Here is a 12933-nt window from a genome sequence, read left to right as displayed (position 1 = left end):
ACACGAATGATCCTCCGCCTTGCGATCGCACGCACCGAACGCCGCCGGCCCCGCCCTCCGGGCGGACGGCGCTACTTTGCGGACACGACCTAGGCCCCGGCCCGCACGTTTCCGTGCGGGCCGGGGCTTTTGTCGTGCGCGCCCGCCGGGGCTTTGTCCTGCGCGCCCGCCGGACCGGCCGCTGTGCCGGAGAAGCGCGGTTGCCGGGGCGGGCCGTACCGGACCGGCCGGTCGTGCCGCCGCTGCCCGGCCGTCAACGGGTGACGGCCGGGGGGCGCTCCGCCGGGTCCGTCACCAGGTGACGGGCAGCCGGCTCAGGCCGTGCACCATCATCCCGGTCGTCAGCTCCAGGGACTCGACCTCCTCCGCGAGCTGCAGACCGGGGAAGCGGTTCAGCAGCGAGGAGATGACGATCTGCAGCTCCGCCCTGGCCAGCGCGGCGCCCACGCAGAAGTGCGGGCCGTGGCCGAACGCGACGTGGTGGACGGCCTCGGGCCGGGTGGGGTCGAACTCGTCCGCCTGCGCACCGGGGAAGCGCGCGGGGTCCTGATTGGCGGAGCAGACCGCCGCCAGGACCGCGCTGCCCTTGGGGATGACGGTGCCGCCGACCTCCACGTCCTCCAGGGTGATCCGCAGCGGGCCGCCGTCACCGATCGGGTTGACGCGCAGCAGCTCCTCGATGGCGTGGTCGATCATCTCGGGGTGTTCGCGCAGCGTGGCCATGTGCTCGGGGTGGCGCAGCAGGGTCAGGACGAGCTTGCCGATCATGCTGACGGTGGTCTCGTGACCGGCGACGAGGATGGTCGCCGCCATGACGATCAGCTCGTACTCGTTGAGGCTGCCCTCTTCGTCGTGGGCGGTGACGAGCGCCCCCATCAGGTCGTCCGTCGGCTCCTCCCGCTTGAGCTTGACGAGTGCCCCCAGGTACCCGATCATCTCCTGGCGCTGGGCGGCGGTCTCCTCCGCGGTGTGCGCGGTCAGCGAGACGAAGGCGTCCGACCACTCGCGGAAGCGGTCGCGGTCCTCGAAAGGCACGCCGAGCAGTTCGCAGATCACCATCACCGGCAGCGGGAAGGCCAGTGCCGTGTTGAGGTCGACCGGCCCTTCGAGCTTCTCCATCTCGTCCAGAAGCCCGTCGGTCAGCTCCTGGATCCGGGGACGCATGTTCTGCACGCGGCGGGCGGTGAACTCCCGGGAGACGAGCCTGCGCAGCCGGGTGTGCTCGGGCGCGTCCGTGGTGAACAGGCTGCCCGGCACGGGAGGCGTGGTGGTGAGCTGCGGTGCCTCGGGGTTGATGGTGGCGGCCCGGCTGAACCTGGCGTCGGCGAGCACGGTGCGCACGTCGTCGTAGCGGCTCACCACGTAGCCCTCGTCACCGCTGGGCAGCCGGACATGGGCGACGGGGCACTTGGCCCGCAACTCCTCGTAGACGGGAGGCACTTCGATGGCCGAAGGGCGGTGGAACGGGTACTCCAGTAGAGGTTGGCCGCTCTCCGGCCCGCCGTGCGTCGTGTCCGTCGTTTCCATGCGTTTCCTCCGGCAACAGGTGCTCAGCGGTTACTTGTGCGGTGGTTCGAGTGACCGACGCGCGGCAAGAGGCGCGGTCGGGGACCTGGACGAGCCTCGCAGCGAGGGCTTGCGCGGGGCCAAAGCGTCCCAGAGCGTGTCAGCGCTGCCAGCCCTCGGCGGTGCGCAGGCCGTACCCGAGGGCCCGGTCGGCGGCGATGTGCACCAGCCAGGCCAGACCGAAGTTGAACACGGCGACGGCGACGGCCGAGGAGTCGGGGATCAGGCAGGCAAGCATGACGACGACGGCGACGACGGGCCGGTGCAGAAGGTTGTAGACGGGAACGGCCCTGCGGGGCAGCCGGCCGTGCTGGTGCTGGTGCGGGCCGGAGATGCCGACGAGGAACGACAGGTCGGGTGCGATGAAACCGGCGACCGCCGCGACGATCACCCATCCGCCGTACTTCGCCGCCTCGAACACCGCCCAGATCAGCAGGAGGACGAACAGCAGCCCCCAGGCAGCGCGGACCTGCGGTGAGGCCGAGCTCCTGGTGGCGCCTTCCCCGGCGTCGTGCGTCACGGGAATTGTTCCTTTCACAATGGATCCGTAAAGGCCCGGGGGCGGCACGACGGCGGCGCGGCGGCCGCGCGGCGGTGGTCGTGGGCGGGCCGGAAGGCCTGCCGTTCCCCGTTCGGCGCCGGCGAACCGGAAGCGGGCGGGAATGCCGCCATGGGCTCGGACTGCCAGAGGGAGGACGCGGCCCGCTCCGTGGCGTACCGGCGCGTCAGGGAGGCGAGTTCACGCAGGAAGGCGCCTTCGTCCGACCTGATGAAGAAGTGCCCGCCGGGCATCGTCCGCACCTCGCATCCGTGCCCCGCGTGCCGCCGCCAGGAGAGCATCTCGGACACGGTGACCAGCCGGTCCCCGCGTCCGGCGTACAGGTGCAGCGGTACCCGCAGCGGGTCGGCGGGCGCCGCGGTGGTGCCGAGGCACAGCCGGAGGTCGTCGCGGGCCACCGGAAGCAGCGCGGAGAGGAACTCGGGATGGTCGAGCAGCATCTGCGGGATACCGCCGAGTGCCACCAGGCCGGCGACGAGTTCGTCGTCCCCGGCGTCCGGGTCGGCAATCGCCGGGGCGGGCAGGTGCGGGGCCCGGTATGCGCTCAGCACGAGTGCCTGGGGCAGGGCCGCGCCGCGCGCCTGCCGCCGCCGGGCGAGCGAGTACGCGATGAGCGCGCCCATGCTGTGTCCGTAGAAGATGTGGGGCTCGGCCAGCTCCTCGTCGAGCTGTGCGTCCATGTCGTCGATGAGGGCGGCCAGATCGGTGAACCTGGGTTCGTCGAACCGTTCCTCGCGGCCGGGCAGTTGTACGGGCATCACCCGTACTCCGGCGTCATGGGCGTCGAGGCCACGCTGCCATCGCCGGTACGCCGAGGCGCCGCCGCCCGCGTACGGAAAGCAGAACAGCCGTGTCACAGGGCCCGGTTCGTCGCCGGAGCGCTTCCGGGACAGGTATCGCGTCATGTTGCTCCGTCTCGGTTCAGTCCAGGGGGTGAGCGGGCTGGCCGGGTCCGTGGTACGTCGACAGGTGGGGCGGTCCCGGCCGACGCGGCCCCCACGGTGCCCGGGACCGCTAAAAGGCCGCCAAACTCGGCGCGGTGAGGTCGAGCTGAGGGTCGGCCGCCAGGATCGCCCGATGCAGCTTCTGGACGCGCAGCGAAGGCTCTATGCCCAGCTCCTGGGCGGTCGACGCGCGTAGCTTTCGAAAAACTTCGAGCGCCTGCCACGAACGTCCGCATCGGTAGAGCGCCAGCATCAGCAGCCAGTGCAGACTCTCCTGAAGCGGGAACCGCTCGGTGAGCGCGAGGAGTTCGCCGATCACTTCGGCATGCCGGCCGAGCCGCAGGTCCGCGGTGATCCACCCCTCCAGCGCGGAGCGCCGTGCCTCCTCCAGCCGTAGCAACTCGACGCGGAGCGCGGGTCCGATGCGTACGTCGGCGAGAACCGGCCCGCGCCACATGGCCAGCGCCTCACCCAGCACCCTCGACGCGGTCTCGTCGTCGCCGACGGCCAGGGCCCGCAACCCGCGACCGGTGAGCTGCTGGAAGACGTCGGCCTCCATGACGGGCGCCGGCATGTTCAGCGCGTACCCGGCATAGCTTCGGCTCAGCACCTCTTTCGGCGCACGCTCGTGCTCCGGTCCCAGAGCGACGGCGATGGCCCGGCGCAGCTGCTTGACATAGGTCTGTACAACACCTGCGGGCCCGCTGGGGGGACTTGAGTCCCACAGCTCCTCCGTCAGGGCCGTCACATTCACGTCCCCACCCGCGTTGACCGCCAGCAGCGCGAGCAGCTGCCGCGGTTTGGCCGCGCTCGGCACCACGGAGGTGCCGTCGATGCTTACCACGAGCGGCCCGAGAACCCCGATCTCCATGCCACTGCTCCTTCCGCCTACCGGCACACTGGCACGTTGTCGCCTACGACGACACTTAGCCGATCATGATTTCGATCGGGAATTTATCTCCCCCGGGGTGTGAAATTTTCATGGTCACGGCGTTCCGCGACGCGCTTTAAGCGAGGCTTCAGGCCGAGCGGTGACCATGGGCGCCGACGGGGGCCGTCTCAGGACGGCCCCGGGACCAGCTTGGGAGAAGAGAAGAGGGGCGGCATGGGGCTGAGGTTCTGGCTCGGCAGGGCCGGCGCCGGGGCGGTGAACCTGCTCGTCCAGCTCGGTGCCTTCACCGTCGGACCGCTGCCCGGTTTCCACTATCCCGACCCCGGCCCCGACCCCGACCACACTCCGCAGGAGGCCCGGCCGCCGGAAGCCACGGACGGCCCGGGCGGAGACGGCGGCCGGACCCAGGGGCCCCCGGACGGCCACCCGGAGCGGCGCTGCACGACCCCGCCGAGCCAGGTCGAGCAGGAGCTGTGGGCAGGACTCGGCATTGACGTGAAACGAACCGGAAGCTAAGGGCTGTCGAGCCCCTCGCTCTCCTCCGCCCAGGTCCTGCCCAATCGGACAGGACCTGACGAACTACGCCTCTAGGCAACCAGCAGGGCGTCGATCTCCGTCAGCTGCCCGGCGCGCAGCGGACCGTACGCGAGGGCGCCCGCGTTCTCCTCGGCCTGGGCGACCGAGCGGAAGCCCGGGATCGGCACCGTGTGCGGGCTGCGCGCCCACAGCCAGGCGAGCGCGCCCTGCGCGAGGGTACGGCCCTCGCCGGTGAGGACGTCCCGTACGGCCTCGACCCGCGCCGCCCACTCGGGCGACGGCACCCCGCCCGCACCGAACCACTGGAGCCATGTCGGCGGCACCGTCCGGATGTCACCGGCCGTGCCCCGCCCGCCGGGCGCGTACTTCCCGGTGAGCAGACCCATCGCCAGCGGGCTGCGGTTGACGCTCGCGAGGCCGCGCTCCGCGCAGAGGGCGAACATCTCCGGCGCGTCCTGAAGCACGTTGCAGGCGTGCTGTACGGCCGCGCAGTGCTCCCCCCCGGCGAAGAAGGCCGCGCGCTCGGGATCGTCGGTACTCCACGCGTACGCACGGATCAGCCCCTCGCCCACGAACTCCTCGCACACGTCGCGGAGCTCGGCGGCCTCGTCGAGCGTCGCCTCGCCCAGATGCAGCTGATAGAGGTCGATGTGGTCGGTGCCGAGCCGGCGCAGCGAAGCGGTCAGCGCCCGCCGGGCGTACGCGGTCGAGGCGTTGGGGCCCGTGTGGGTCCTGGTCGTCTCGTCGAATGTATTGCCCCATTTGGTCGCGATCACGACGTCGTCCCGCCGCCCCTGAAGGGCCCGCCCGAGCACTCGTTCGCTGTGGCCCGTGCCGTACACATCGGCCGTGTCGAAGAAGGTGATCCCGAGGTCGAGCGCCCGCCGGATCGCGGCGACTGACTCCTCGTCGTCGACCGCGCCCCAGCCGAGCGGATTGCCGTCCTTGTCCTGCCACTCACCGCCGATCGCCCAGCAGCCGAAGCCGAGTGCGCTCACGGCGATTCCGCTGTGTCCCAGCGTCCTGTTCTGTATGGCGTCCATGGAGCGACACGCTAGGAGTTGAAGCGCACACGAAGACAAGGGCCGGGATGACAGTCAATGGTGAGGTCGCCGAGCTTGAGCCGGCACCCGTCCAGGGTTTCCGCTCCGGCAGAAGACGAGGTCGGGGCCGCGGGATGTCCGCACACGGTGAGGGCCCGTTGGCTACTGGTCGCCAACGGGCCCTCATCGCAAGGGGTGATCAGACTCCCAGCGGCTCGCTCTTGTCCCGTACCGCAGGAGCCGGCTCCTGCGGTGACTCGTCGTGTGTGAAGTCGGGCATCCGGTCGAGCCACTTCGGCAGGTACCAGTTGCGCTCGCCGAGCAGGGCCATCACCGCCGGGAGCAGCACGCCCCGGATGACCGTCGCGTCGATGAGGACCGCGGCGGAGAGGCCCACGCCCATCTGCTTCATGGACTGCATGGACAGCGTGCCGAAGATCGCGAAGACGGCGACCATGATGACCGCGGCACTGGTGACGACGCCGGCCGTGGTCACCACGCCGTGCGTGATCGCCTCCTTCGTCGTACGGCCCCGCATACGGGCCTCACGGATCCGGGAGACCACGAACACGTGGTAGTCCATCGAGAGCCCGAACAGGATGACGAAGAGGAAGAGCGGCAGCCAGGTGACGATGGCCCCCACGCCGTGGGCGCCCACGAGTGACGCGCCCCAGCCGTGCTGGAAGACGGCGACCAGGATGCCGTAGGCCGCGCCGACCGACAGCAGGTTCAGGACGATCGAGGTGATCGCGATCGTCAGCGAGCGGAACGACAGCAGCATCAGGAGGAAGGCGAAGACCACGACGAACGCGAAGACCGGGGCCACCGAGCCGACGAGCTTCTCGTTGAAGTCGTGCGAGCCGGCGACCTGCCCGGTGATCGGCGCCTGCACGCCGTCGACCTTGCCGAGCGTGTCGGGCCGGATCTTGTCGCGCAGCAGTTCGAGGTTTTTGCCGGCCTTGTCCAGGTCGGAGCCGCCGACGAGGGGTACGGAGATGACGGCCACGTTCTGGGCGTCGTGCAGTTTGACGTCGACCGGGCCGCGCGAGGCGCCCGAACTCACCGCCTGCGCACGGAAGTCGGCGAGCGCGGTCTGCACCTCGGGTGCGTTGATGTCCTTCGCCTTGACGACGACCTGGGCGGGCTCGGGGCCGCCGGGGAAGGCCTCATTGACCCGCTTGTACGTGGCGACGATCGGCACCGTGTCGCCGAACTCCTGGTCCAGGGTCAGGTTCTGGGTCTTCATACCGAGCGCGGGCGCGGCAATCGCCAGCAGCACGCCGGCCGCGACCACCAGGGCGGCGGCGGGCTTGGCGAGGACGACCTTGAGGACGGCCGCCCACAGCCGGCTGCCCTCATCGGCGGACCGGTCGGTGCGCGCCCGCCGCTTCTCCGGGTGCAGGAACGGGAGGCGCCCCGTCTCCACCCGCTTGCCCAGCAGCGACATCATCGCGGGCAGCACGGTCACCGAGCCGACCATGGCCACCGCCACCACCATCAGCGAGGCCAGGCCCATCGCCTCGAACGTGGCGATTCCGGTGAACAGCATGCCCGCCATCGCGACGCACACGGTGACACCGGAGACGATCACGGCGTGGCCGCTGGTCGCGGCGGCGATGCGCAGCGCGGTCTCCGGATCCCGGCCGGCGGCGCGCTCCTCGCGCTCGCGGCGCAGGTAGAACAGGCAGTAGTCGACGCCGACGGCCAGGCCGACCAGCAGCATCATGGAGTTGGCGGTGTCGTTCATCGGCTGGATATGGCTGACGATGCTCATCAGGCCCATGGTGGCGATGATCGCGGTGACGGCGAGCGCGACCGGCAGCAGCGCCGCGACCAGCGCGCCGAAGGCGATCAGCAGGATACCGAGGGCCACCGGCACCGCGAAGAGCTCGGCCTGCTTGAAGTCGTCGCCGAACGCGTCGGAGAACGTCTTCTGCATGCTGGCGGTGCCGATCTCCCCGATCCGCAGCTGCGGGTGCTCCTTCTGGACCCCGGCAACGGCCTTCAGTATCGGCTCGACCCGCTCGCCCGCGGTGTCCGCGTCGCCGCTCACGCCGAACTGCACGAGCGCGCTGCGGCCGTCCTTCGAGATCGTCTTCGTGTCGTAGGGTGAGGTCACCGCCGTCACCTGGCCGGTGTCCTCAACGGCCTGTATGACCGCGGTGACGGCGGTGCGGAACTGCGGGTCGGTGGCTGTGATGCCGCCGTCCTTGGCCTGGATCAGGACGGTCTCGCCCGCCGGTTCCTTGATCCCGGCGTCCTCAATGATCTTAGGGGCGCTGTATGTCTCGCCCTTGATTTCGTCGCTGCCCTTGACGTCGACGCGGCCGACCGCCGTGCCGATGCCCGTGGCCAGGACGACGAACAGCACCCAGATGCCGACGGCGGCCCACCTGTGCCGAGCGCTCCAGCCGCCGGCCCGGGCGGCGATGCCCCGCACCCGCGTATCTCCGTTCCCCATGACGGGATTGCCTCTCTGTGCGGGCGACGGCCCACTGCCACCACCGCTCGCCTCGAAGGTAAGGGCTGAGTAAGACCGGATCGTCGTACTCCTTGGTGAACCGCGAACGACCCGGGTCATACCCGCGTCTCACAGGACCTCACCATCTGGGATGACGACGACCCCTGACACGCACTCAGGCCCCTCGGAGGGCCCTGTCTCTTTCGTCAAATGTCGGGTCGCAGTGGTCGGCCGTTAACCGTACTTGACCGATGCGGGATGCGCTTCACGCCGGCGACGCTGCTCGCGTTGGGCGTATACGCGATGACGGCAGCTCCCGAGCGGGCACACCGCCGCGATCAGACGGTGCCGGCCCGTTCGGGCTGCCCGTACGACCCCTTCGCCGGGCATTTCAGGACTGTCCTGGCGAGCGGACCCGCGCTGACCGAGGCCGGCTTCGCCCGGCCTTACGCGCTGTCGCCACGAGCCTCGGGGGCGCTGTGCCGTGATGGCGGGCCCGAGCGCGAGCAGCGCCGCGCCACCTCGTCGAAGACGGCCGGGCGCACTACCCGCTGCCCGCGAAAGGGCAACCGGCCCGCCCGGCCCGCCCGAGCCCCACCCGGCACCGCCCTCGTTGTCAGCCACGGGAACTACCAGGGCTCGGGATACAGCCCCGGCGCCGCACTCCTCGCCGCCCACCTCTCGCACCGCAAGAAACTGGAACGGCAGTTCGCGACCGAAGGGGGCTGCTGATGACCACGCACCAGCCCACCGAGCCCGATCTGGGGGCCGAGCACGGCGGAGGGCTCCTCCAACTCGGCCGCTCGGCCGTCTACGACCTGCTCCGCTCCAGCCAACTCGCCTCGACCACCCTCGGCCGCAGCGCACGCTGCATCCCCACACACGCCCTCACCGACTTCATCCGCACCCGCCTCAAACAGGAAGCAGCCTGATAACCACGCCCCGCCCCGCTTCGTTCCGCCGCTCCCGTACCCGCACCAAAGGCACCATCTACCAGCGCAAGGACGGACGGTGGGAAACCGCCGGATATGTGCCGGCCCCCGGCACCACCCGCCGCCGCATCCGCGTCTACGGCACCACCCGCAAAGAGGCCATGGCCAAGCTCACCGAGAAGATCGCCGCCAGCAACCGCGGCATCGCCGTGCCCTCCGCGCAGGGCAGTGTGGCCGCATACCTGACGTACTGGCTGGAGACCGTCGCCGTGCACCGGCTCCGGGGAGACCACCCACACCCGCTACACCGCCTGCGTCCGGCTCTACCTGCTCCCCGGCCTCGGCCGGAAGACGCTCGCCAAACTCACCGCCAAGGACGTCCGCACCTGGCTCGACCACCTCCGCACCACCTGCCAGTGCTGCTCACGCGGCCTCGACACCAACCGCGACCAGCCCCAGTGCTGCGCGGCCGGGAAGTGCTGCCACAAGCGGCTCTCCCCGCTGACTCTGGCCTACATCCACTCCGTGCTCAAGTCCGCCCTGGAGCACGCCGTCCGCGAAGAGGAGATCCCCCGCAACGTCGCCCGCAACGTCCGCATGGGCACCCCCCGACCCCGCCGCTTCGAACCCCTCACCGCCGAAGAGGCGCGTGAGTTCCTGACCGCCACCCATGGGCACCGGCCGAGCGCCCTGTTCGAACTCGCCCTGCGCACGGGACTGCGCAAGGGCGAACTCCTTGGTCTGCACTGGGAGGACCTGAACCTAGCCGGCGCGGCCTGACCGCCCTGCCGACCAAGACCCAGAGCTCGGAGCGAAGGATCGCCCTGCCGGCACCGTGCCTGCGCTCTTTCGAACAGCACCGTGACCGGCAGCGCCAGGAGCGCGAAGCGGCGGGGACGGGCTGGAAGGCGAGCGGCTACGTCTTCACACGGCCCGACGGCTCTCCGATCGAGGGGGCCACACTCACCCGGCACTTCAACACCCTGCTCCGCCGGGCCACACTCCGCCGCATCCGCTTCCACGACCTCCGCCACTCGACGGCGACGCTTCTTCTGGGGCAGGGCGTCGAACTGGCCGTCATCAAGGAGCTGTTGGGTCACGCCCGCATCGGCGTGACCGCGACGGTGTACGCCCACGTCCGGCTCCGCCTCCAGCGCCAGGCCATCGACCTCCTCGGCCACGCAGTCGGCGGACTCGCCCAGCCCTTCGCCGAGCCCGACGACGGCGACGACCCGCCGCTCTGTGCAGCACCCGTCCGCTGACGTTGCCGTCAACTACTGCCGTCAAACACCCCCCACGCCCAGGGCTTCGTCGTAGTCGGCTGACGTCCGTTTCGTGATCATGCGAGGCCGAGGAGCGCGAGAGGCCGGCGGGCGTCACGTGCGTTGTGGCGGAGGGCGGCGGCGATGTTCCTGACGCCGCCCAGCCGGAGGGTGCCTATGGCGAGGTTGCGCCAGGTCGCCATGGCCCGGGGAGCGTTCCCGGTCCGCAGCTGCGAGGCGTCCTCGGTGAAGGTGGTATCGCGGACGTGGTGCAGGGCCTCGATCTTTCAGTGGTCCCGGATCAGCTTCGCGAGCTGGGGCGGGGTGGCCTGCTCGGCGGTCAGGCTGGTGACCGCATAGACGGTGGCGATGGTGACCTTGCCGGTCTTGCGGTCGGTGCGGCGGCGCTTGATCTGGACCGCCTGGCGGGCGCCGGGGAAGAGCAGGTTACTGACGGTGGCGACCTTGATTCGGCGGATCTCGGAGCGGCCGTGGCCGCTGTCCCTCGTGCGGCTCTGGAGCGGAATTTCCTTCCAGGGCAAGGACTTGAGCTGCTTGCGCAGCTTCTTCTGGTTGCCCTTGACGATCGCGATGTAGTGGGCCCGGCAGTCCAGGAGGTATCGGGCATGCTCGCGCTGGGTGTGGAGCGCGTCGCTGGTGACCACGGTTCCGGCCAGGTTGGCGACAGTGTCCAACAGCGGCTGGAAGCAGGTGGTCTCGCCGGTCTTCTCGCCCACGTCGAGCTGGGCCACGACCAAGCCGGACGTGTGCTCCAGGGCGGCGAGCAGGTGGACCTTGTGGCCGCTGGCCTTGGCCGTGCCGCGCAGGCTCTTCCCGTCCACGGACAGCCCGCGCAATCCGGAACTCTCGGGGCGGCGGTCGGCGAGCCAGCCGCCCACGGCCCGGTCCAGAGCGTCGCCGTCGATGCGGGCCAGCAGCCGGCGGACCGTCGCCTCCGCCGGCACCAGCCGCCGCGGCAGTACCGGATCAGGCTGCACGCCGAGCCGTTCCAGCACCTGCGGTGGTGCGTCCACGATCCACTCGCCGACCGCGAGCAGTGAGGTTGCCCCGGCCAACACCGCACACGCGGCCAGCGCGAGCACGACGGCCAAGGCGTGCCGCACCCCGCGCGGGTCGCGAGGATCTGGCACCTCGGCCAGCCGTTCCAGCAGGCTCGGCACCTCCCCTGGCACAACCTGGGGCCGCGCGCGGAGCTGGTCAAGGGCCGGTGCGATGATGCGTCGGCAGGCACGGTCTTCCAGGCAGGTCACGGGGCGTAGAGAACTCCATGATCTTGGAAGCCCGTGCCTGTTCTCTCGCCAGAGGCCGTCAAACCGGCAGAGCGAAGACCCTGGTCGACCGTCGGTTCTGCAGAGGACTACTGAGATTCGCTGCGTGATGTCGCTCTCTACAGCCCCTGGCGCTGCGGCGATGTCCGTTCTACGGGCGACTCCACTCGAAGATCACCAGTAGCGGACGGGGAGGGTTGCTGTGGTACTCCGCTGCTGTACGCCAACGTCGGTGCTGCTAGAACCGAGAGGCGCGATAGCTCACGGTTCGGGATGCATAGATTGGAGAGCCCCCCATGGATCTGCGAGAGTCCCTCGGCAAGGCCGTGGTCGCCCTAAAAGCTCCGCTGAGAAGTGCTGATCGCGAGCAGGGTTGGACAGACGAGCTGCGTCGGGAGATCCAGGAAGAGATCTCGGTCAGCCGCTCAATGCTGAGGCGCCCCGGGCCGTGGGCGGTCAGTTACCTCCATCCCCGCCTCGATGAGTGGATGGCACGCGAAGGCGTGCAGCCGGGACGCCTCCGTGATGTGGTCATGGACGCGCAAACTCTCATCATTGGGGCGCGCGATGCGGCCCGCTCACGGTGACAATCTTGAAAACCGTCGTGGCAGCGATGCCACCGTGAGTTCAAATCCCACACCCACCGCCAGGTGAACGGCCCCCGACCAGTCGTTCCCGTGGGGCCAACAGACTCGTTCGAAGCCACGTGGCAAATCCGCGTGAACCGGACAGCCCGCGACTATGCCGAAGCCTTGCCCAGAGGCCCCACCGGAATGCATCCAGTGGGGCCTCTTCACATGACGCGATGGCCATTTGGAAATCAAGCCAAGATAGCTCGACTGCGGAGACTATTCGCCCTCGCGACTTGCATCGAACCAGCAATTTTAAGGATCGCTGAGATCTCCACTGGCCCCCAGCCTGCGACACGGAAAGGGACACCGTCACTTGCCCGGGTAGTCACCGACTGCCACATCATCAAGGAAAGCGCTCCAAAAACTGTTCGGATCTTCCGTGGAAGTCACATCAAGGCGTTGGAGCTCGAAGCGGAGCCGATCTGCCGCCGCTTCAGATACATCCAGATCCCTATCGACCCCATACAGCGGAAGCATTCCATTCAGCATGATCAAGGAATCGACAAAAGCGGCAATGTCTCGATTTACTACCAGAGGTGCCGCCGGGCTCCAGGAGGCCAAAATCAATACCTGCCCGGTGTCTGAACTGATGCAGATTTCATCATCTTCACGAGAATAGCCGATAGCGACGCCGTTGACGCTATACGCAAGCTCCGCACATGACGGAACAAACGGCTCTTCAACTGCGCGAAAGATAGTGAGGACAGCTCGCGGAACCCCATGATCTTCCAAAAAGCGCCGCACCTCGGGCGCCACCACTGACGGAACGCCGCCAGGATACTTAGAGAATTCAAGGTGCGACGCCACAAACATCAC

13 protein-coding genes and 1 pseudogene are annotated in these 12933 nt (G+C 69.3%); 5 read left to right on the top strand and 9 right to left on the bottom strand.

Features of this window, described 5'->3' with window-relative positions:
- Positions 1-291: 291 nt before the first annotated feature.
- The 4 genes from ACFVWW_RS28475 to ACFVWW_RS28460 form a co-directional block, all read right to left on the bottom strand.
- Positions 292-1527, bottom strand: a complete 1236-nt coding sequence (locus ACFVWW_RS28475) for a cytochrome P450 (protein ID WP_384331873.1) — start codon at positions 1525-1527, stop codon at positions 292-294.
- 139 nt (positions 1528-1666) lie between these two features.
- Positions 1667-2086, bottom strand: coding sequence for a DUF4260 family protein (locus tag ACFVWW_RS28470; RefSeq protein ID WP_384331870.1), 420 nt, complete (start codon positions 2084-2086; stop codon positions 1667-1669).
- A 14-nt stretch (positions 2087-2100) separates the two neighbouring features.
- On the bottom strand, positions 2101-3030 hold the full coding sequence (locus tag ACFVWW_RS28465; protein ID WP_384190094.1) for a thioesterase II family protein: 930 nt from the start codon (positions 3028-3030) through the stop codon (positions 2101-2103).
- A 109-nt stretch (positions 3031-3139) separates the two neighbouring features.
- Complete coding sequence (locus ACFVWW_RS28460; RefSeq protein ID WP_384190097.1) at positions 3140-3940, bottom strand: BTAD domain-containing putative transcriptional regulator; 801 nt, start codon at positions 3938-3940, stop codon at positions 3140-3142.
- Positions 3941-4174: 234 nt separating this feature from the next.
- On the opposite strand from ACFVWW_RS28460, the gene ACFVWW_RS28455 reads away from it, so the two are divergent.
- Positions 4175-4477, top strand: a complete 303-nt coding sequence (locus ACFVWW_RS28455) for a DUF6059 family protein (protein ID WP_384190100.1) — start codon at positions 4175-4177, stop codon at positions 4475-4477.
- A 71-nt stretch (positions 4478-4548) separates the two neighbouring features.
- Here the strand turns inward: ACFVWW_RS28455 and ACFVWW_RS28450 are convergent, their stop codons facing one another.
- Positions 4549-5541: an aldo/keto reductase gene (locus ACFVWW_RS28450; protein ID WP_386877404.1), complete on the bottom strand. Its 993-nt coding sequence runs from the start codon at positions 5539-5541 to the stop codon at positions 4549-4551.
- Positions 5542-5740: 199 nt separating this feature from the next.
- Complete coding sequence (locus ACFVWW_RS28445) at positions 5741-8002, bottom strand: MMPL family transporter (RefSeq protein ID WP_386877405.1); 2262 nt, start codon at positions 8000-8002, stop codon at positions 5741-5743.
- Positions 8003-8260: 258 nt separating this feature from the next.
- Between ACFVWW_RS28445 and ACFVWW_RS28440 the strand changes: the two genes are divergently transcribed.
- The 3 genes and pseudogenes from ACFVWW_RS28440 to ACFVWW_RS28430 all read left to right on the top strand — a co-directional run bounded on the left by ACFVWW_RS28440 (position 8261) and on the right by ACFVWW_RS28430 (position 10196).
- Positions 8261-8734: a hypothetical protein gene (locus ACFVWW_RS28440; protein WP_386877406.1), complete on the top strand. Its 474-nt coding sequence runs from the start codon at positions 8261-8263 to the stop codon at positions 8732-8734.
- Positions 8734-8934, top strand: a complete 201-nt coding sequence (locus tag ACFVWW_RS28435) for a DNA-binding protein (RefSeq protein WP_386877710.1) — start codon at positions 8734-8736, stop codon at positions 8932-8934. The genes ACFVWW_RS28440 and ACFVWW_RS28435 overlap by 1 nt, the downstream gene beginning before the upstream one ends.
- A pseudogene (locus ACFVWW_RS28430) lies at positions 8934-10196 on the top strand (tyrosine-type recombinase/integrase). The gene ACFVWW_RS28435 and the pseudogene ACFVWW_RS28430 overlap by 1 nt, the downstream one beginning before the upstream one ends.
- A gap of 77 nt (positions 10197-10273) precedes the next feature.
- On the opposite strand, the gene ACFVWW_RS28425 reads toward ACFVWW_RS28430, so the two are convergent.
- Together ACFVWW_RS28425 and ACFVWW_RS28420 are read right to left on the bottom strand one after the other, a co-directional pair.
- Positions 10274-10399: a hypothetical protein gene (locus ACFVWW_RS28425; RefSeq protein ID WP_386877407.1), complete on the bottom strand. Its 126-nt coding sequence runs from the start codon at positions 10397-10399 to the stop codon at positions 10274-10276.
- Positions 10400-10483: 84 nt separating this feature from the next.
- Positions 10484-11467, bottom strand: coding sequence for an ISAs1 family transposase (locus ACFVWW_RS28420; protein WP_386877408.1), 984 nt, complete (start codon positions 11465-11467; stop codon positions 10484-10486).
- 314 nt (positions 11468-11781) lie between these two features.
- Here ACFVWW_RS28420 and ACFVWW_RS28415 point away from each other — a divergent pair, with 314 nt between their 5' ends.
- Complete coding sequence (locus ACFVWW_RS28415; RefSeq protein WP_386877409.1) at positions 11782-12072, top strand: hypothetical protein; 291 nt, start codon at positions 11782-11784, stop codon at positions 12070-12072.
- A gap of 354 nt (positions 12073-12426) precedes the next feature.
- Here ACFVWW_RS28415 and ACFVWW_RS28410 read toward each other — a convergent pair whose 3' ends face one another.
- Positions 12427-12930, bottom strand: a complete 504-nt coding sequence (locus tag ACFVWW_RS28410) for an SUKH-4 family immunity protein (RefSeq protein WP_386877410.1) — start codon at positions 12928-12930, stop codon at positions 12427-12429.
- Positions 12931-12933 lie beyond the last annotated feature (3 nt).

Origin of the sequence: Streptomyces sp. NPDC058198 (assembly GCF_042882605.1) — a bacterium.
Classification (GTDB): domain Bacteria; phylum Actinomycetota; class Actinomycetes; order Streptomycetales; family Streptomycetaceae; genus Streptomyces.
This window is presented reverse-complemented; position numbering and strand designations above follow the sequence as displayed.